Below are 22,487 nucleotides of genomic sequence, written 5' to 3'. Positions count from 1 at the left end.
TCTTATAAATTATTAATTGTTAATGATGCATAGTACATAGATCCAATAAATCCTGTTCCAAATGCAGTAAAGTACTCCTGACCTGTTAAGTTGGTTGCTCCAAGTTTTATAATTGATTTAATACTTGGTATTTTATAATTTACTTGAGCATCAACTACATGAAATTCAGGAATTATACCATTTCCAAAGGTTGCTTCCCAGAAATAGTCATCACTAAATCTATATGATACATTAAACCCAAAGTTTTCAAAGACGTTAGTATGTCCAAATGAAGCTTTAAATTTATGTTCAGGTGTGTTAAAGTTTGTTTGGAAGTCTGGGTTTCCTGCTTTGTCAAAATCTTGTTTAGTAAAAGTGTAACTTCCGCTTAAATCAAATCCATTAAATACTTTAGTAGATAACCCTATTGATGCACCATAAGATTTTACATCCGCATTAGAGTTTGTATAAGCACTATAGGTTTGATAATCTCCATTAGCTAATGCAGCTACTGATAATCCATTATCTCCAACTGTACCATAAAAAGGTGAAATCACAACTTCTTGAGATATAAAATCTTCATATTTGTTATAGTAGGCACTAAGGTCTACTATTATACTTTCATATTTACCTCTATAACCTACTTCCATCGAAGTTACTTTTTCAGGTTTGATGATGTCTGGGTTTGATACTTCTAATAGAGCAGGGTTTCCAGCAGCTGCGAAATCAATTACTGAACTAGCAGAATAAGAATTGTTATAAGCTGCAGCGCCAGTTTGTGTTACTTGTGATGGTTGACCAAAAAATGTTTGTCCTTCTAAGCTGACATCGTAATCTCTAGTGTATCTATCTAAATTGTTTGGTGCAGAACCAACCAAAATTGCTCTACCAGCATCAAGACCAATAAATAAATCTTGTGTTGTTGGGTTTCTAAAACCAGTTTGCACAGAAGCTCTTACATTATGATTTCTATTTAATGTTAATGCAGCAGATAATCTAGGAGAGAAAAAGCCATCAAATAATTCTGATTTATCATATCGTCCAGAGACTGTTAGTTTTAATTCCTTTTCACCTTCAAGTTCCAGATTTTTTTGAATTTGTGAATATACTCCAAATTCTGAATATTCGATAGGACTATCACCATCTGTGTAAATTGTACCACCAGAGTTTAATTTGTATTTTCTGTATGATCCACCAACTTGAATTTCAGCTATATCTATTAAATGACTAAAGTTATAGTTAGCATCACTGTGGAAGTATTTTGAGGCATCTTGGAATTTTGATCCTGTTGATAAGTCTGGATCATTGATGCTTCTGTTAAATGCAGCTTTAAATTCAGGAGATCCTGGCTCATAACGACCTGTGTCGGCAGCAGCTCTTGCGGCATCATGTTTTTGTTGGTCTGTTAAGCCCAAAGGGTTTCCAGTAAGTTCAATTCCTGCATAGGTTGCTATATAGTCTCCAAACCAATCTTCATCACTTTTCCATGATCTATTTATGTTTATTCCTGTAAAAACCATATCATAAGAATCTCCAGCTTTATCAGAAACTTCATAGGCTCTAACAAAAAAGTTGTCATTTCTAACTTCTAATTTATGTTGTTGTTGGAAGAAATTGTCAATATTATATCTGTTTGTCCCTTGGTAAATTGTTGTTCCAGTACCCACTTTTCCAACATATGATAATTCTAAACTGTTGTCTTCAATTGGTCGATAGTATAATCCCCAATCTGCTTTTACACTCTCAGCATTGTACGGTGTTAAATCTCTTTCATTATATCCTGTTCTACTAACTACAACATCTGGGATAACTCCTAATCCAGAAGCAGCTCTAATGTTAGTTGAAACTTCATCTCCATAGATATTAATACCATCATAGTTAGTGTTTGATCTAGTTCTGGTTGGATCAATCTTATCTACTTCACTTGTTGCTTGCCAATCAGTTCCTTTTAAATAGCCAAAGTTAACCTTAGCAGCAAATTTATCACTAAACTTATGGGCCATTCTTAAACTTAAATCAGTATAAGGATTATCACCAGCAGCTTCTTGAGAGGTTATTCCTCTTTTAAATGATGCACTAATACCTTCATGATCAAATGGGTTTTTACTTCTCATAAATAAAATCCCATTAAATGCATTTGCTCCATATAGTGCAGATGAAGCTCCTGGAAGTAATTCTACACTTAAAACATCAGTTTCAGTCATACCTACTAAATTTCCTATAGGAAAATTTAATGCAGGTGTTGAATTATCCATTCCGTCTACTAATTGCATAAATCTAGTATTTGCAAATGTTGCAAATCCACGTGTATTAACAGATTTAAATGTTAAACTGTTTGTATTTACATCTACACCTTTTAGGTTTTCTAGTCCATCATAAAAATCAGCAGAAGCAGTATTTTTAATTTCTTTTAATCCAAATCTTTCGACTGTTACTGGTGATTCAAATATGCGTTCAGGTGTTCTAGAGGCAGATATAACGACTTCATCTAAAGATGTACCTTCATTAAGTACAATATTAAATTTTTGATTGTTAGAAGTCACTTCTAAGTCTTTGCTAGAAAATCCGACACTACTTACTTGAATTTTAAAAGGCGGTTTTTGATCTGTAGTTAAGACGAATGTACCATCAAAATCTGTAGCAGTCCCTATTGAGGTACCAGCTATTACGACATTTGCACTTGGAATTGGTTGTTGACTTACGTCATCTACCACTGTTCCTGATATTGTTGTTTGGGCGAAAGAAAGTCCACAAAAACACAACAATACAATTGAAAGGATTGTTCTCATTTTTTAGATTTAGTTAATTTATTTATGCCAATATACGTTTTTTAACTAAATTTTGGTAAAAACTGCTAATAAATTATGCGCGCATAATAAGTTTTTCTAAAAAAAAGATGTGATAAAGTTGTTATTTCGTAAAAAAATAATGTGAATTTTGAGGAATTGAGAACTTTATTTTGACTGTAAAAAATATTTAATATCTGTTTGTTGTGTTGATAAATATTTCAATTTTCATCTGTTTATATCCTGCTATTGTTGAATAATTTTTATGAGTTAATATTTACTTATTAATTTTAAGTATACATACTTATTAGTCAGTTTAATTACCTAGCTAATTCTGTGAGTAAATCTATTAATAGATATGTTTTTTTATTCTAAATAGCGTTAATCTATATGATTAAACAAAAAAAGGTTTCGAAACCGAAACCCTTTTATATAAATTGAAATCTTTGATAAAGATTTATTTTCAAATTACTCTACGGTAACCGATTTGGCCAAGTTACGAGGTTGATCAACATTTTTATCTAACATTACTGCAATGTGATAAGATAGTAATTGAAGAGGAATAGTTGTAAGTAATGGTGTCAATGATTCAATTGTTTCAGGAACCTCTATAACATGATCAGCTAAATTTTTAACATCTTCGTCACCTTCTGTAACAATACCTATTATTTTACCTGATCGAGATTTAATTTCCTGAATATTACTTACAACTTTTTCATAGTGACCTTTTTTAGTTGCAATTACAAAAACAGGCATCTGCTCGTCGATTAATGCTATTGGTCCATGCTTCATCTCTGCTGCAGGATATCCCTCTGCATGTATATATGAAATCTCTTTTAATTTCAATGCACCCTCAAGAGCAACAGGAAAATTATATCCACGTCCCAAGTATAAACAGTTTTTTGCATCTTTGTACTTTTGTGCTACAAGTTTAATATGATCATCCGCTTTTAAAGCTTCTTTAACTTTTTCAGGAATTAATTCTAATTCTTGTAAATGATGATGGAATTCTGTGTTAGACATACTTCCATTAGCTTTAGCTAATTTTAGTGCTATTAAAGTTAATACAGTAATTTGTGTTGTAAATGCTTTTGTAGAAGCTACTCCAATTTCTGGTCCTGCATGTGTATAAGCACCAGCATTAGTTTCTCTAGCTATTGATGAGCCAACAACATTGCAAACTCCAAATACAAATGCGCCTTTAGATTTTGCTAATTTAATTGCAGCTAACGTATCAGCTGTTTCTCCGGATTGAGAAATAGCTATAACTACATCTTTTTCAGTAATAACGGGATTTCGGTATCTAAATTCAGAAGCATATTCAACTTCTACAGGAATTCTTGCTAAATCTTCAAATATATATTCTGAAACTAGTCCTGCATGCCATGATGTACCACAAGCAACTACAATAATTCGGTTAGCATTTAAAAATTTTTCAATATTGTCGTCAATTCCAGCCATTCTAATTATTCCATCTTTTGCAAGAAGTCTTCCTCTGTATGTGTCTAAAATAGCATTTGGTTGTTCATGTATTTCTTTTAGCATGAAATGCTCATAGCCGCCTTTTTCTATTTGCTCAAGATTTATTTTTAATTCTTGTATATAAGGAGCAACTAGTGAGTCATCTTTTATTTTTCTTATTTTAACTCCTTTTTTCATGCTTATAATAGCCATTTCTTCATCTTCTAAATAAATAGCTTTTTTTGTATACTCTAAAAAAGGAGAGGCGTCACTTGCTATAAAAAACTCATCTTCACCCATACCTATAGCTAGAGGGCTTCCAAGTTTTGCAACAACAACTTCATTTGGTTTATTTTTGTCAAATACGGCAATAGCATACGCTCCTACTACCTGATTAAGGGCTATTTGTATTGCTTTTCCTAATTTGACTTTTTCGTTTTTCTTTACGTCTTCAATTAAATTTATTAATACTTCAGTGTCCGTATCTGAGTGAAAAGTATAGCCTCTATTAATTAATTCTTTTTTAATAGATTCATAGTTTTCAATAATACCATTATGTATAATTACTAGATCTCCAGAATTTGAGTAATGAGGATGTGAATTTACATCATTTGGCACTCCGTGAGTAGCCCATCGTGTATGTCCAATACCAACATGTCCATTTGTACTTATTTCATTAGATACGCGATTTTCTAAATCAATTACTTTTCCTTTAGTTTTTGCTAATTTTAAATCAGCACCATCATAAAGAGCTATACCAGCACTATCATAGCCTCTGTATTCTAATCTTTTAAGGCCTTCCATTACTATAGAATAGGCTTCTCTTTTGCCTATATATCCTACTATTCCACACATAACATATTAGTTTTTTGGTTCTGTATAATAAATTTCAAAAGTGGCTTTTAGTTCATTAGGAACTGATGCTGTATTACCATGAAGTATAGTTCCTTCAGGAGCTAAAGTAGATCCTCTAGGTATCATGTTTATATCGTCATCATTTGTAGTATTAAATATTTTGGAAGTATTTGTGTAGTTTATGTTTGAAGTTACGAAAAGACCTAATTTGACGTTAGTCGAGTCATTAAGTAATATATCATTTATGTGTTCTGTTAGTCTTATTTTGTATTTTACTCCATTTTCATTTTCATCCCTTTCAAGTTTAGGCGAATATATTAAGTGAGAATTGTAAGAGTCAGAAGAGTTAGAGCTACTATCGAAAAAATGATCTATTATAGGGGCGTTATTGTTTAAATTGTATAATGTTACCCTATCAGGTTCTATACTGCCAGAGTTTTCAGAAGGAAGGTTTACGTAAAAACTCAAAGTCGCTTCATTTATCAACCATTGATTTTCTTTAGCTCTAAAATATTCAAAAGCATCCTGAGTATTGTTGTCTTCGTCTACTATATTTCCGTTAAATAGGTCTATAATTGTCATTGACCCTTCAAAACCTTTTAAGAATAACTCATTGTCACCTGTAGATTCATTACCATCAACAAGGTTAATGTTTGAAGTTAGTGTTTCATAGGTGTTAAATTTATTACTGTTAAAATTAAAAGAGAATGTGTTTCTTACCCGTTCATCCGTTGTACTATCTAGATCTGTTTCATATCGTAAATCTATTTTAGAGGTTGTATTGATATTAAGAAATATCATGTTTCCATCATTATTATCGATTTGTTCAACTTTAAAAATTAAACCTCTAAAAGCATTTTTAAAATTATTCGTACTTGATAAGTTGGGGTTTGTTGATCCGTCTGCTTGAACCAATAGGTTTTTCCATTGGTTTAAACCAAATTCTTGATTAGTCAGGTCTAAATATAAGCCTGGAGCACGATTATCTTCAAGTTCTTCAAGCTCTGTTTCATCTAGAGGTACTTCTTGAATAGCCACATATTGATCACTTGGTGTAAATCCATCTGTACCACTTTCATAAATTAGTTCACCTTCAAAAGCACTTAAGTTTAAATCCGTGTAAGCATTTGAATAGTATGCTTGTGTTTCTTCAAAATCAGATTCTGGATCTAAATCTCTTAAAAAATATTCGTTTTTATAGATTGATAATTTGTAACCGCTGCTTGCATCTCCAAATAAAGAATCTAAAGTATAAACTGTGTTGCCATCGTCATCACTACCTTCAACCGTAGAAAAGTAAGGAATGTAAAGGTTTACAGATTTAACTTCTAAGTTGTCTCCAAATTCAGGATCTACTTCATTAGGAACTATTTGTGTAACTAATCCAGCTGATGTAAGACCAAAATTAGGATCGTTATATGTACCTAAAACGTAACTAGATAAACCGTTGGTTTGAACTGGACCAACTTTTTTGTTATAGGCTATAAATGGAAACATTTTACTATTTGTAGTAAAGTTTTCTGCACCAGTTATATCACTTTCTATATTTACAAAATCTTTTTCACAAGCTATTGATGTAATAGCAATAATCATCAACAGCACTAATGGCTTGATGAAATTTATTAGGGATCTTTTCATAGGTAATTCTTGAATATGGCAATATTGCGTTAATCTAAAACGCTAGTTGTGTAAAAATTAGTGTACGCTTCGCTAAATTCATCTTTAGCATGATAACCTAAAACAGGTTTGTCGGAGTCATTTAAGTACTTTGTTAATTCTTCAGGAAGGTCTTCGGATCCAACTATTAATGCGTCAGAGCTATCTATAGCTACTTTCATTAAGTTATTATAAGTAGGGTCTTTTAGTAATTTAATTTTGTCTTCTTCGATGTTATCAAACTTAATTTTTTTAACCAAATCAGGATTTAATGTTTTTTCAAAACCACTTTTGTAAACAGAGGTTACAATTTTGCTTTCGTTAAATAAAGGTTCGTCTTTATAAAATTGTTTTAGATATAAAGGTAATAAAGAAGCTAGCCATCCATGAACATGAATAATATCTGGAGACCAATTTAGTTTCTTTACTGTTTCAATAACTCCTTTTGCAAAAAAGATAGCACGTTCATCATTATCTTCAAAAAGATTTCCGTCTTCATCTGTTAAAGTTGCTTTTCTTTTGAAGTATTCGTCATTATCTATAAAGTAAACTTGTATACGCTCTTTAGGTATAGAGGCTACTTTTATAATTAATGGCATGTCTAAATCGTTAACGACAAGATTTATTCCAGACAATCTAATCACTTCATGTAATTGATGTCTTCTTTCGTTGATATTTCCATATCGTGGCATAAATATTCTTATTTGTCCACCTTGTTGGTTAACCATTCTAGGTGTCTCAAATGACATTGAAGAAATTTCTGTTTCTGGTAAGTAAGGCACCACTTCAGATGATACGTATAATATCCTCTTATCTTTCATATATTGTTTAGCTTTTCCGAATTATCAATAAAAAACACGCAAAAGTACAAAATTTTATGCTAATTGTTACTAAAATATTAAGTTTGCAATAGTTAATTAAATATTAATAATGCTTGTATTTACTAATAAAAACAAAATAAACAATCATATTTCTGCTTTGAAGCAGAGTAATAAAACGGTTGGATTTGTCCCAACAATGGGTGCTTTACATCAAGGTCATTTATCTTTAATAAAAGAAGGTTTGTCTAATAATGACATTATGGTTGTTAGTATTTTTGTTAATCCTACACAATTTGACAATGTTGAGGATTTAAAAAAATACCCACGTACTTTGGACGATGATATTGCACTTTTAAAAACCTTATCTAACGATATTCTGGTCTATGCGCCAAGTGTTGAAGATATTTATCAAAACAATGTTAAAGCACAAAATTTTAGTTTTGACGGATTAGAGTTTGAAATGGAAGGACGTTTTAGACAAGGGCATTTTGATGGTGTTGGAACTATTGTTAAGCGCTTGTTTGAAATTGTTATACCTGACAACGCTTATTTTGGTGAAAAAGATTTTCAGCAACTAACAATAATTAAAAAGTTAGTAGATAAGTATGATGTTCCTGTAAATATTGTAGGCTGTAAAATACACAGAGAAGCCAACGGTCTAGCTATGAGTTCAAGAAATGTGCGTTTAAAACCAGAATATAAAACAGCTGCTCCATTTATTTATAAAACTTTACAGCATGCCAAAACTAAGTTTGGCACAAAAAGTGCAGATTATGTTACACAATGGGTTGAAAAACAGTTTGCAGATCATGATTTGTTAAAATTAGAATATTTTATAATTGCAGACGTTGACACATTAAAAACAGTTACACAAAAACATAAATCTAAAACTTACAGAGCGTTTATTGCAGTTTATGCTGACGATATAAGATTAATTGACAATATCGCTTTAAATTAATTATCTTTGCCCTATGCAAATACAAGTAGTAAAATCAAAAATTCACAGAGTTAAAGTAACAGGTGCTGACTTAAATTATATTGGTAGTATAACTATTGATGAAGATTTAATGGATGCAGCTAATATTGTTCAAGGTGAAAAAGTGCAAATTGTAAACAATAACAATGGTGCACGTTTAGAGACTTATGCCATTCCAGGTCCAAGAAATAGCGGAGAAATAACTTTAAATGGTGCAGCGTCAAGATTAGTTGCTAAAGACGACATCTTGATACTAATAACATATGCTTTTATGGATATTGAAGAGGCAAAAGTGTTTAAGCCTTCATTAGTTTTTCCAAACGAAGCAAATAATTTACTTAAGTAAGTGTCAAAAAAAACATTTATAAAAATATTAAAAATCATGCTCCCAATTTTATTGGGAGTTTTTTTAATATATTACTCATTGTCAAAATTATCTTTTGATGAGTTGTTGCAGTATGCAAAAAATGCGGATTACAAATATGTTTTTTTAGGTTTAGTTTTTGGTCTGCTAAGTCATTTGTCAAGAGCCTATCGTTGGGTGTTTATGTTAGAGCCATTAGGCTATAAAATAAAATTAGGTAACAGTATAATGGCAGTATTTTCTACATACTTGATTAATTATACCATTCCAAGAGCAGGTGAAGTGGCAAGAGCAACTATTCTTAAAAATTATGAAAATGTTCCTTTTGAAAAAGGATTTGGGACTATCGTGGCAGAGCGTATTGCAGATATGGTAGTCATGTTAATTATTATAGCAGTTACCTTAAGCCTTCAGTTTGATTTTATCTTTAATTTTTTAACTCAAAAATTCAATTTAACTAAAATTATTATTGCAGGTGTTGCTCTAATGGTTTTAGCTTTAATGTTTGTTTTTTTGATAAAAAGAAGTACTAATGTTATTGCGTTAAAAATAAAAGGCTTCGTTAACGGATTAATAGAAGGTGTACTTAGTATTTTTAAAATGAAAAAAAAGTGGGCGTTTATTTTTCATACCCTGTTTATATGGTCTATGTATATGCTAATGTTTTACGTCACAACTTTAGCTTTTAAAGATTTAAACACATTGCCTTTTGCAGCTATATTAGTCGCTTTTATTTTAGCTACTTTTAGTATTGCAGCTACAAATGGAGGTATAGGCTCTTATCCAGAAGCTATCGTTATAGCATTTACTTTATTTAGTCTTCCAGAAGATCCAAGTCGTGCATTTGGATGGATAATGTGGACCTCACAAACATTATTGGTGTTTGTCTTTGGAGGTCTATCTTTATTATACCTTCCGTTTTTTAATCAAAACAAATAATTTGTAACTTAGACCCAAATTTAAATCGTAATTATCATGAAACGTATTTTATTGTTGTTAACAACCTGTTTTGTAATGTCTAATAGTATGGCTCAAACCATATACAAAGAAATGGCTTCAGAAAAGTTAGGCGAAACTAGGCAGATAAAAATTCAGTTACCACGAAATTATGATACTTCGGATAAAAATTATCCTGTGATTTACGTTTTTGATGCAGATTATTTATTCGAACCAGTTGCTGGAAATGTTGATTATTATAGCTATTGGGAAGATATTCCGGAAGCAATTGTAATTGGTGTAAATCAATATGATTTAAGAGAAAACGATGTGTATTTTAATCCACTAACTTCGTTGCCAGTAGAAACTGGAGCAGAGTTTTTTGAGTTTGTTAGCATGGAATTGGTTCCGTTTGTAAATAAAACATTCAGAACAGAAAAATTTAAAGTAGCGGTTGGACATGGTAAAACCGCCAATTTTATTAACTACTTTTTATTAAAAGAAGTACCATTATTTCATTCTTATATAGTTTTAAGTCCAGATTTAGCTCCTGAAATGCCTAATTTTTTAACCGAAGTTTTTCCTAAATTAGAGCAAAAAACATTTTATTATTTAGCAACAACAAATAACGATTCAAAAGGGATTCAGGCTAAAACCGAAGCGTTAGCAAACAGTTTAAAAGCCATAGAAAATAATAATGTATTAAAAACCTTTGATACTTTTGATGGGCCATCACATTACTCAATACCAGCTCACGCAATACCAAAAGCTTTAGAAAGTATATTTTTAGTATTTCAGCCAATAAGTAAAAAAGAATACAAAGAAACTATTCTTAAATTAGATACCAATCCAGTAGATTATTTGACTGAAAAATATCAAATGATTGAAGATTTATTTGGAATTGAAAAAACTATTTTAATAAACGATTTTAAAGCAATTGAAGCTGCTATTAAAAAGCACGAAAAATGGGAGTATTTTGAAGATTTAGGTAAACTAGCTAGAAAAGAATACCCAGATACTTTATTAGGGAATTATTATTTAGGACGTTTTTATGAAGAAACAGGATCGCCTAAAAAAGCAATGAAAACCTATCAGTCTGCTTATGTCTTAGCCGAAATTGGAGGAATTACAAAAGATCAGGTCTTAGAGTTGTCAGAACAGATCAAAGCAGACTTTGGATATTAATACATGGCTAAAGTAAAAACCACTTTTTTTTGTCAAAACTGCGGGACGCAATATGCTAAATGGCAAGGACAATGTAATGCTTGTAAAGAATGGAACACCATTGTAGAAGAAGTAGTTCAAAAGCCTGATAAGAGCGACTGGAAAACACCAAGTAGTAAAACAAATAAACGCGTTTCAAAACCATTAAGAGTTAACGAGATTGATGCTTCTAAAGAGGCTAGATTAAATAGTTTGGATAATGAGTTTAATCGTGTACTTGGAGGAGGTATAGTGCCAGGATCTTTAACACTTCTTGGAGGTGAACCCGGAATTGGTAAAAGTACTTTGTTGCTTCAAATTTCTTTAAAACTGCCTTACAAAACATTATATGTTTCTGGAGAAGAAAGTCAAAAACAAATTAAAATGCGTGCTGAACGCATTAACCCTGTTAATGACACGTGTTATATTTTAACAGAAACAAAAACACAAAATATTTTTAAGCAAATAGAAAGTTTAGAACCTGATATTGTTATCATTGATTCTATTCAAACTCTTCATTCTGATTATATAGAGTCTTCAAGCGGAAGCATTTCTCAAATAAAAGAATGTACTACAGAGCTTATAAAGTTTGCTAAAGAAACTAACACACCTGTTATATTAATTGGTCATATTACAAAAGATGGTAATATTGCTGGGCCAAAAATATTAGAGCATATGGTGGATACAGTGCTTCATTTTGAAGGTGATCGTAACCATGTATTTAGAATTTTAAGAGCTCAAAAAAATCGTTTTGGATCTACTCATGAATTAGGTATATATGAAATGCAAGGTTCTGGATTAAGAGAGGTGTCTAATCCTAGCGAAATTTTAATATCTAAAAAAGACGAAGCTTTATCTGGTAATGCAATTGCTGCTACGCTAGAAGGTGTCAGACCATTAATGATAGAGGTGCAAGCCTTAGTTAGTACTGCGGTTTATGGCACACCACAACGTAGTGCCACTGGTTTTAATGCCAAGCGATTAAATATGTTGTTGGCAGTTTTAGAAAAACGTGCAGGATTTAGACTTGGAGCTAAAGATGTTTTTTTAAATATTACAGGAGGTATAAATGTTGACGATCCTGCAATAGATTTAGCTGTAGTTGCAGCTATTTTATCTTCAAATGAAGACGAAGCACTGCAATCTGATTTTTGTTTTGCAGCCGAAGTTGGATTGTCTGGAGAAATACGTCCAGTGCAACGTGTTGAACAACGAATTCTAGAAGCCGAAAAATTAGGTTTCTCAACTATTTTTGTTTCTAAATACAATAAAATATCTTTAAAAGATACAGCGATCAAAATTCAATTAATCTCAAAAATTGAAGATTTAGTAGACTTAATTATAATCTAACGGATTGGTTTTATAACGTTAAAGTGCTTGTCTTAAATAATGTAAGCCTTTCATAAGTGTTCACTCAACGAAATTAATTTACATTCTATCGAACAATTGTGGTTTTTTAAAACCAACGAAGCATCTTTGTCGTAGATATACTGCTTTTATACTAAAAACTGTCCCTCATAGCTTTTATAGAAAGTGTAAATATTAATAATTAATATATTATGTTAAGCTTAAAGTTATGGGGTTTAAATTTCTTATTTCAAAAAAAACTTTTCAAACACCTTATTTTAACCGATTTAAATGTATTTCATCGGTTTTCATTTGTTGCTTTACCTTCAGAAGCTTTAAACATAAGATATAATTTATTTTTGTAAAAGACTCATTTTTAATATTCTCCCTTTAAAATTTTTATTATGGAATTACAGATTAACAAATTTCACATAAAGTACGTATTAGTAGTTTTGTTGTTGCTAGCTTTTACGAAAAGTCTCGCACAATGTAATTACGATATTAATAACTTAGGAGGTAACGATCTTGTTGATTGGAATGGTCATTATATCTCAAATGTAACATTAGCTGGAGATAATAGTTCAGTTATTAATAATACTAATAATACTACTAGATATACAGATTATACAACTCAATCTATAGATGTTACAGCTGGTGATACATATAATTTCTCCATTAATAATTATAAAGGAGGAAATACTTGGGGTGATGTGCAAATTAGAATTTGGATAGATTATAATAATAATGGTAATTATACTCAAGTTTTTAGTAATAATTTTGGGCAAAATAACAACAATACACATCAGGTAACCGGTAGTTTTGTAATAGCAGCTAGTGCAAGCACTGGTATTGCTAAATTAAGAATACAGGCTGCATATTGTACAACTTGTGGTGGTAATGGAGCTGTTTTATCTGCTAATGGTTGTGATTTTACTAATACATACAGAGGAGATGTAGAGGATTATACTTTAAATATTACACAAGTATCAACAACTCCCGTAGTGCAAAATGATGCTTTATCTGTTGAAGAAAATAGCACTGCAGGAGTCAATAATCAAGTTGATGTAGGTTCAAATGATTATGTAGGTACTTTAGGAGGAGACGCGGATGATTATAGTTTAATGACAGGAGCTTCAAATGGTATTGTAACAGAAACTGGAACCGATGGTGTGTTTCAATATTTGCCTAACGCTAATTTCTCAGGTACAGATAGTTTTACTTATCAATTATGTAACCAATTTGGAACTTGTGATTCAGGAACAGTAAATATTACTGTAAATGCAGCTGCTTCTATTGTTTATTGTAATCCAAATAGGGTTGGAAATTGGAATACTTATTACATAACTAACGTTAGTTTTCAAGGTATTGATAATTCTTCTACAGGAACAGGAGGCGGTACTCAAGATTATACATCCGAGAGTGCTTATGTAACTGAAGGTTCAACTGTAGCAGGTGCTGTGTCCGTAAATGTTAGTGGAAACTCTAATGATGAAAAGGTGTTTGTTTGGGTTGACTTTAATCATAATGGTCAATTTGATGATGCTGGTGAAGAATTTGAGTTTGATGTTTTTGGAAATGGAAATATAACAGTACCAATTAGTATTGATGTTCCTTCTGGATTGTATTTTGGTGATACTAGAATGAGAGTATTAGTAGTTAGTGATGTTAGAACCAGTTTTAGTTCTTGCGATATTAATTATGCCTCAGGTGAATTTGAGGATTATACCATAAATATTCAAAATAACCTTACAGAACAAGAAATAGTAGTGTCTGGAAATGGTGTAAATATTATTTCTGGCACAACCACTACTACAACTGATAATTTCACTTATTTTGGTGTCTATGATATCAATTCAGGAGCAACAACTAGAACTTTTGATATTCAGAATACAGGTGTTGCAGATTTAATTTTACAAGCTCCTTATGTGAGTGTTGTTGGTTCTGTTGAGTTTACTGTTGGTAGTCAGCCATCATTAACAACATTAATGCCTGGAGAGTCTACTTCTTTTACAATCGCTTTTAATCCAGATTCAATAGCTTCATATACAGCAGAAGTTTCAGTTTTATCAAATGATGTTGATGAAAACCCTTTTACATTTACTGTTCAAGGTGAAGGCGCACAAACATTTCCTGATACTGATGGTGATGGTGTTCCTGATAACGTAGATATAGATGATGATAATGATGGTTTATCCGATTCATATGAATCTATATCATGTAATAGCTCTTCTAATGTTACAACTACAGATCTTATATTTTTAAATGAAACTTTTGGCGCAGGTACAAACCGCATTCAGATTAATGGGAATTACTCAGGAGTAAGTACTACTTATTGTTATGAGGATGGTTCAGGATCATGTCCAGCTACTTATAACCCAACAAGTGTAAATGATGGAGATTACACAGTACATCATACAGTAACAAATAATAATGGAATTACAGAGGGTATAGATGTTGACGTTTCTGATTGGGCTGAAGATTTTTGGTATGCAGGTGATGATCATACTGTAGGTGATGTTAATGGTAGAATGGCTATTTTTAATGCAGCTGAAGATCCAGGTGTTTTTTACAGTCAAGATATTTCTGGTGTTACTGTAGGTGTTCCAATTCAATTTGGATTTTATGCTATTAATTTAGATAGGATAGACGCTCCTTCAGTTAATACTAGAAATAAGCCAGAAGTAACGATTGCTATATATGATACTTCGGGTAATTTATTAGCTACAGAGTCTTCAGGTCTTATTGATCCTACAACACCTGCAGGTGATTGGGTAGAGGTTTCTGCAAGTTTTACCAGTCCTGTTTCTCAATTTACAGTGGTTTTAACAAATTCTCAATTAGGAGGTCAGGGTAATGATTTAGCAATTGATGATATTTTTGTTAAGCAAACACTTTGTGATTTAGATGGAGATGGTGTTGCAGATCTTATCGACTTAGATAATGATAATGATGGGATACCAAATGTAGTAGAATTAGGTTACATAGATGATAATTTTGACGCTACAGTATTTAATGATACAACAAACCCATGGATAGATGCTAACGGAAATGGGATGCATGATGCTTATGAAGGATTAACACCTTTAGATAGTGACGGAGACGGAATACCTAATCACATAGATTTGGATAGTGATAATGACGGAGTTTTTGATAGTGTTGAATATAATGGACAAGGAGATGTTGATGTAAATGGAGATGGTGTCGGAGATGGATCAGATTATCAAGATACGGTAATAAATAATACACAAGATAATCAAGATGGAGATGGTTTATTACCTATTGTTGATAATAATGACAATGATGTAGATGGTGCTTTTGATTCAGATCATGGTACATTTAGTTATGATATTCCTTTAGATTCTGATGGTGATGGTATACCTAATTACTTAGACATAGATAGTAATGATGCTAGTAACGATACTTCAAATGGAAGTGATATCAGTTATAGTATATATGCGAGCTTAGATACTAATAATGATGGTATAGTTGACGGTAATTCAGATGTTGATAATGATGGGTTATTAGATGCTTTTGATACTAATAATAGTGTTTATGGTTCTCCTTTAGATTTAAATGATTCATTTAGTTTGTTTTTTGACGGACGTAATGATTATGTAGAAGATAATAATGTTATTTCAAGTGGAAATGCTTCAATTATGGCTTGGATTAAGTCTGAAGGAGATAATACGTTAAATAATAATAGAGTTGTTGCTGGGCAAAGTAATTTTTACTTAATGGTTAATGATGCAGATAACTCTGTTTCTGTTGTATTAAATGGAGGTGTAGTGTTGACATCGTCAGATATTGTAACAAATAATATTTGGGTGCATTTGTCAGCTACTACAAACGGATCTGAAACAATTTTATACGTAAATGGTGAAGCTCAAGGAGCACCATTAGGTTCTGGAGGTGTTAATTCTGATGCTTCAAACTTTACTATCGGGAAATTATCTAATGTTGATGGTAATTATTTCCATGGAGAAATTGATGAGGTTAGAGTGTTTAATATTGCATTAACTGAAGAAGAAGTACAGCGTACGGTTTATCAAGAGTTAGACGAAAATCAAAGTTTTAATCAAGGAAAAATAATTCCTAAAGATATATCAACAAATGCTATTGGGTCTAATTTAGTGCGTTATTATAAAATGGATAGTTATAAAGACGATATAACTGATAATAAAGTAACACCAACAATAGATCAAGTTACAGGAGCTAAATTATATAATATCAAAGATATTTATTTTCAAACGGCTCCTTTACCTTACAAAACCATTCAGGATGGACCTTGGACAACAAGTTCAAATTGGCAATATGGTAATGTTTGGGATATAGATATTGTGGCTAATAATAAAGACTGGAGTATTGTAGAAATTAATAATAATATTTCAACAACTGCATCACATACTAATTTAGGTTTAGTAATTCAATCCAATAAAACGCTAAGCTTGTCAGGAGATAATTTTGTGGATAACTCATGGTATTTAGAGTTAAACGGAACATTAGATTTACCAAGTGATTCACAATTAATTCAATCTATAACTAGTGATTTAGTAACAGGATCACTAGGAAAGATTTTAAGAAGACAAGAAGGGTACGCTAATAAATACAGATATAATTATTGGGGAACACCAGTAGGTGCTTTAGGAGCAACTTCTATTGTAGATAATAATACAACAACAACTAACCCTAATAACACTCCTTTTAATTTAGATATGTTAAAAGATGGTTCTGGAATAGCAATACCGTTTACCACAAGTTATGATCAAGTAGGTAGTTTAAGTACGTATTGGACATACACTTATCAAAATGGGTTTTCATATTATAATTGGTTAAATATTAGCGAAACAGATGACATACCAACAGGATTTGGTTATATTCATAAAGGTGTTGGAGTCGGTACTGCAGATTTTCAATATTTATTTGAAGGAAAGCCAAATAACGGAACGGTTGTAATCAGTGCTACAGACTCAGGAGGACCAGGTTCGATAGGAGGATCAACAAGAACAACTTCAGTATTAGGTAATCCTTATCCTTCAGCAATAAGTGTAGCATCATTTATTGCAGATAATAGTGCTGTTATTAGTGGCGAAGTTTATTTATGGGAACAATGGGCTGGAGATACGCATGTTTTAAATCAATATCAAGGAGGTTACGCAACAGTAAATAATCTTGCAGGTGTTAAAGCATATCAATTTATCGGTTTAAATGGAGATTCAACTGAAAGTGGTGGTGGAGCTGCTGAAGGAACAAAAACACCAACAACATTTTTACCAGTAGCTCAAGGTTTTGTGGTAGAAATTGTTAACGATGGTGATGTTAAGTTTTTAAATTCGCAACGTGTATTTAAAACCGAAGCAGCTAATGAAACGGTCTTTTTTAGACAATCTCAAAATACTGACATAAATACAACATCATCGACTACGTCAGAAGATATCATCAAAAAAATGAGACTTCAATTAACTACTGCTGATGGTTTAGGAAGAGAAATTGTAATGGGTTTTAGTAATATTACACAGGATGATTTTGATTACGGATACGATGCAAAAGCATATGAAACTTTTAGTAATGATTTATTAATGGTTTTAGAGACACATAAAATGGTACTTCAAGCTTATTCGGATATAACACCAGATAAGGTAGTGGATTTGAATTTTATAGCAGATGGTAATGGCGTTTATAATATTAAAGCAACAGAGTTTGTAGATTTTCCATCAGATCAACCAGTATTTTTATTAGACAATTTTACAGGAACCTATTTTGACTTGACACAAGATCAAGGATATGATTTTACATCTCAACAAGGAGAATTTTCAGATAGATTTGATATTGTGTTTCAGCAAGCCGAAACCTTAAGTAACGATCACTTTAATATTAGTGATAATGCAATTGTTTATTTCAGTTCTAATGAGGGTAAGTTGTTTGTAAAACAATTAGATCAAGATCTTAAGAGCTTAACTGTTTTTAATTCATTAGGACAAAAAATACTTCAGCTACAAGATGTAAAAGCTGCGGATTTACAAAATGGTATTAGATTAAATAATACTAGTACAGGTATGTATGTTATAGTTTTAAAAATTGATGATGATACTGTAGTAAACAAGAAAATTATAATTGAATAATCACCCCATTATATTTCAAATTAATTTAAATGAAAATATACAGTGGTTTTCAGGGTTTTAGTATAGTTGCTAATAGTGAGTTACTATTAGATAATTTTAAAGGTAACTTGTCAAATGTAGTACAAAATTGAAAGGTTTTAAATATTAACAATTAAGCTGTTTTTTAGATATTAGAATCAAGTACTAATTATACAACACAAGTAAGTGTTATTTGTCAATCTTATTGTGCGTCTAATAGTCATAAGGCTGATGTTCAATAAATTGAGAATGTCATATTCACTAATAACACTTCAGGAAACAAAGCTTATTCTGATTTTACAAACATAGCTTTAGTAGCATTAAATACAGATCAAAATAGTTTGACATTTAATCAATTAAGTCAGTTAAATAATGGTGTGTATTTGTTTCAATATTAGAAGGCAATAAAACAATAGTGTCTAAAAAATTAATGAAAATATAATTACAATACTTTTTAAAGCTCCAATACATTAGTGTTGGAGCTTTTTTTGTGCTCAAAAAACAGAGTTTTAAACAGAATTCATTAATTTCGCGAGTCTATAACGAAATTTGAAAAAATGAGCACAGGATTCACTGAATATAAAGGACTTAACTTACCAAACGTAGCAGAAGAAATTCTTAAATATTGGAAAGACAATAACATCTTTGAAAAAAGTGTAACAACTCGTGAAGACGCAGAACCTTACGTGTTTTTTGAAGGACCACCTTCAGCTAACGGTTTACCAGGTGTACATCACGTTTTAGCACGCGCTATAAAAGATATTTTTCCGCGTTACAAAACCATGAAAGGGTTTCAAGTTAAGCGTAAAGCAGGTTGGGATACGCATGGATTGCCAATAGAGCTTGGTGTAGAAAAAGAACTAGGTATTACCAAAGAAGATATAGGTAAAACAATTTCGGTAGAGGATTATAATGCAGCTTGTCGTAAAGCAGTAATGCGTTACACAGATGTATGGAATGATCTGACTCAAAAAATGGGATATTGGGTAGATATGGATGATCCATATGTAACCTATGAGCCTAAATACATGGAAACCGTTTGGTGGCTTTTAAAGCAAATTTACTCTAAAAAGCTAATGTACAAAGGGTATACTATTCAACCGTATTCTCCAAAAGCTGGTACAGGATTAAGCTCACATGAGGTTAATCAACCAGGTGCATACCAAGACGTAACAGATACTACAGTAGTTGCTCAGTTTAAAGCAATTGAAAACACGTTGCCAGATTTTTTACAAAACGAAGGTGATATTCATTTTATAGCTTGGACAACAACACCTTGGACTTTACCAAGTAATACAGCATTAACGGTTGGTCCTAAAATTGACTATGTTTTAGTCGAAACTTATAATCAATACACATTCAAACCAATCAATGTTGTTTTAGCAAAAGCGCTAGTTAATAAGCAATTTGATGGGAAATTTAATAGAGTAGAAACTAAACCAGAATTATTAGACTATAAAGATGGTGATAAAAAAATACCATACTATGTTGTAAAAGAATTTAAAGGTAACGACCTAGTTGGTATTAAATACGAACAATTATTACAATACGCATTACCAAATGACAATCCCCAAGATGCATTTAGGGTAATTGCTGGTGATTTTGTTACTACTGAAGATGGTACAGGTATAGTACACACAGCTCCAACATTTGGTGCAGATGATGCTTTGGTTTCTAAGCAAGCGACTCCAGAAATACCTCCATTATTGGTAAAAGACGATAATGGTAATTTAGTGCCTTTAGTTGATTTACAAGGTAAGTTTAGACCAGAAATGGGTGAATTTGGTGGTAAATACGTTAAAAACGAATATTATACTGAAGGTGAAGCTCCAGAACGCTCAATAGATGTTGAGTTAGCGATTAAGTTAAAAGAAGAAAATAAAGCCTTTAAGGTTGAAAAATATAAACACAGCTATCCACATTGCTGGCGTACAGATAAGCCAATTTTATACTATCCATTAGATTCTTGGTTTATTAAAGTGACTGATGTTAAAGATAAAATGGTGGCTAATAATGACACCATTAACTGGAAACCTAAATCTACAGGTACAGGTCGTTTTGGTAACTGGCTAGCAAACGCTAATGACTGGAACTTATCAAGATCTAGATATTGGGGAATTCCATTACCTATCTGGAGAACAGAAGATGGAAAAGAAGAAATATGTGTAGGATCTGTTGAAGAGCTTAAAGCTGAAATGCAAAAAGCAGTTTCTGCAGGCGTTTTAGCTAAAGATATTTTTGAAGACTTTGAAGTTGGTAATAATTCTGAAGAAAACTATGCAAAGTTAGATTTACATAAAAATATTGTTGATGATATTGTATTAGTCTCTCCAAATGGACAACCAATGCATCGTGAAAGTGACTTAATTGACGTATGGTTTGATTCTGGATCAATGCCTTATGCACAATGGCACTATCCATTTGAAAATAAAGATAAAATTGATGATAATAAAGCCTTTCCTGCAGATTTTATAGCAGAAGGTGTAGACCAAACTAGAGGTTGGTTTTATACATTACACGCCATAGCAACTATGGTATTTGACTCGGTTGCCTATAAAAATGTAGTATCAAATGGATTAGTACTAGATAAAAATGGACAAAAAATGTCTAAGCGTTTAGGTAATGCTACAGATCCTTTTGAAACTTTAGAAACATATGGGCCAGACGCAACACGTTGGTACATGATTGCTAATGCCAATCCATGGGATAACTTAAAATTTGATTTAGAAGGTATTGAAGAAGTAAAACGTAAGTTTTTCGGGACATTATATAACACGTATTCATTCTTCAGCTTATACACAAATTTAGATAAATTTACATACGTTGAAGCGGAAATTCCACTGGCTGATCGACCAGAATTAGACCGTTGGATTTTATCAGAGTTACATACGTTAATCCAAAAAGTAGATGAATATTATGCCGAATACGAGCCTACTAAAGCAGCACGTGCTATTTCAGATTTTACACAAGATTATTTAAGTAATTGGTTTGTAAGATTAAGTAGAAGACGTTTCTGGAAAGGCGATTATCAGACAGATAAGATCTCAGCTTACCAAACATTATACACTTGTTTGTTGACCATTGCAAAATTAGGTGCTCCAATTGCTCCGTTTTTCATGGATAAACTTTACATAGACTTAACGAAAACAACACAATCAGAAGCATTTGAGAGTGTACATTTGGCTGAGTTTCCAAAATATGATGAAACTATTGTAGATAAGTCACTGGAACGTAAAATGGAGAATGCGCAAACAATATCTTCATTAGTATTATCGTTAAGAGCTAAAGAAAAAATAAAAGTACGTCAGCCTTTGCAGAAAATTATGATACCTGTGGAGTCAGAACAACAAAAAGAAGAAATTTTAGCAGTATCAGACCTTATTAAGCACGAGGTTAATATTAAAGAAATTGAATTGCTAGCTGATGCATCAGATATATTAGTAAAACAAATTAAACCTAATTTTAAAGCATTAGGACCACGTTTTGGTAAAGACATGAAAGTTATAGCAGGAGCCATAAATAAAATGACTGCTGAAGATATCAAAGTTGTTGAACAAAAAGGCGAGATTGATGTCGATTGTAACGGAAAAAGTATTACATTACAACGTGGTGATGTAGAAATTACATCTCAAGATATTGAAGGATGGTTAGTTGCAAACGAAGGTAATGTTACGGTTGCTTTAGATGTGACTATAAGTCCAGAATTAAAAGAAGAAGGTATTGCTAGAGAGCTAGTAAACCGTATTCAAAACTTGCGTAAAGATTCAGGATTTGAAGTAACCGACAGAATTACGGTACAGCTTCAAGAAGACCAAAATATTGTGCAAGCAGTACAAGCTAATTTAAATTATATTAAGGCAGAAACCTTAACGGATGATTTAAAAATTATTAATCAATTAAATAGTGGTATAGAAATTGCTTTTGATGATGTAAATACCAAACTATTTATTCAAAAAAACTAAAATT

General features: G+C 31.8%; 12 protein-coding genes. 7 read left to right on the top strand and 5 right to left on the bottom strand.

What is annotated here, in order from left to right; all coding sequences use genetic code 11:
* Nucleotides 1-2: 2 nt before the first annotated feature.
* The 4 genes from JAO71_RS00475 to JAO71_RS00460 all read right to left on the bottom strand — a co-directional run bounded on the left by JAO71_RS00475 (nt 3) and on the right by JAO71_RS00460 (nt 7,558).
* Nucleotides 3-2,768 (bottom strand): TonB-dependent receptor, encoded by a 2,766-nt coding sequence (locus JAO71_RS00475; protein ID WP_054852484.1) that lies wholly within the window; start codon nt 2,766-2,768, stop codon nt 3-5.
* A 465-nt stretch (nt 2,769-3,233) separates the two neighbouring features.
* On the bottom strand, nt 3,234-5,081 hold the full coding sequence (gene glmS, locus JAO71_RS00470; protein WP_054852485.1) for a glutamine--fructose-6-phosphate transaminase (isomerizing): 1,848 nt from the start codon (nt 5,079-5,081) through the stop codon (nt 3,234-3,236).
* 6 nt (nt 5,082-5,087) lie between these two features.
* Nucleotides 5,088-6,719: a DUF4270 domain-containing protein gene (locus tag JAO71_RS00465; protein WP_202998425.1), complete on the bottom strand. Its 1,632-nt coding sequence runs from the start codon at nt 6,717-6,719 to the stop codon at nt 5,088-5,090.
* A gap of 29 nt (nt 6,720-6,748) precedes the next feature.
* The gene (locus JAO71_RS00460) at nt 6,749-7,558 is read right to left on the bottom strand and encodes a glycogen/starch synthase (protein WP_116823626.1); all 810 of its coding nucleotides are present in this window, start codon (nt 7,556-7,558) and stop codon (nt 6,749-6,751) included.
* 109 nt (nt 7,559-7,667) lie between these two features.
* Between JAO71_RS00460 and panC the strand changes: the two genes are divergently transcribed.
* From panC to JAO71_RS00430, 6 genes are all read left to right on the top strand, one after another.
* Nucleotides 7,668-8,516, top strand: a complete 849-nt coding sequence (gene panC / locus JAO71_RS00455) for a pantoate--beta-alanine ligase (RefSeq protein ID WP_116823625.1) — start codon at nt 7,668-7,670, stop codon at nt 8,514-8,516.
* 13 nt (nt 8,517-8,529) lie between these two features.
* Complete coding sequence (gene panD / locus JAO71_RS00450; protein WP_028291594.1) at nt 8,530-8,880, top strand: aspartate 1-decarboxylase; 351 nt, start codon at nt 8,530-8,532, stop codon at nt 8,878-8,880.
* Between the two features lie 36 nt (nt 8,881-8,916).
* Nucleotides 8,917-9,837, top strand: a complete 921-nt coding sequence (locus JAO71_RS00445) for a lysylphosphatidylglycerol synthase transmembrane domain-containing protein (RefSeq protein WP_116824519.1) — start codon at nt 8,917-8,919, stop codon at nt 9,835-9,837.
* Between the two features lie 36 nt (nt 9,838-9,873).
* Entirely contained in the window at nt 9,874-11,019 is a 1,146-nt protein-coding gene (locus JAO71_RS00440; RefSeq protein WP_116823624.1) for an alpha/beta hydrolase, read from the top strand.
* A 3-nt stretch (nt 11,020-11,022) separates the two neighbouring features.
* Entirely contained in the window at nt 11,023-12,387 is a 1,365-nt protein-coding gene (radA, locus tag JAO71_RS00435; RefSeq protein WP_116823623.1) for a DNA repair protein RadA, read from the top strand.
* A 401-nt stretch (nt 12,388-12,788) separates the two neighbouring features.
* Nucleotides 12,789-18,503, top strand: coding sequence for a GEVED domain-containing protein (locus tag JAO71_RS00430; protein ID WP_202998424.1), 5,715 nt, complete (start codon nt 12,789-12,791; stop codon nt 18,501-18,503).
* Between the two features lie 366 nt (nt 18,504-18,869).
* Here the strand turns inward: JAO71_RS00430 and JAO71_RS00425 are convergent, their stop codons facing one another.
* Nucleotides 18,870-19,019, bottom strand: coding sequence for a hypothetical protein (locus tag JAO71_RS00425; protein ID WP_202998423.1), 150 nt, complete (start codon nt 19,017-19,019; stop codon nt 18,870-18,872).
* Nucleotides 19,020-19,078: 59 nt separating this feature from the next.
* Between JAO71_RS00425 and ileS the strand changes: the two genes are divergently transcribed.
* Nucleotides 19,079-22,483: an isoleucine--tRNA ligase gene (gene ileS, locus JAO71_RS00420; RefSeq protein ID WP_202998422.1), complete on the top strand. Its 3,405-nt coding sequence runs from the start codon at nt 19,079-19,081 to the stop codon at nt 22,481-22,483.
* Nucleotides 22,484-22,487: the final 4 nt, after the last annotated feature.

The sequence above is a fragment of the Olleya sediminilitoris genome (assembly GCF_016785945.1).
Lineage (GTDB): Bacteria > Bacteroidota > Bacteroidia > Flavobacteriales > Flavobacteriaceae > Olleya > Olleya sediminilitoris.
Note: the sequence above shows the minus strand (reverse complement) of the source record. Positions and strands in the feature narration are given on the sequence as shown.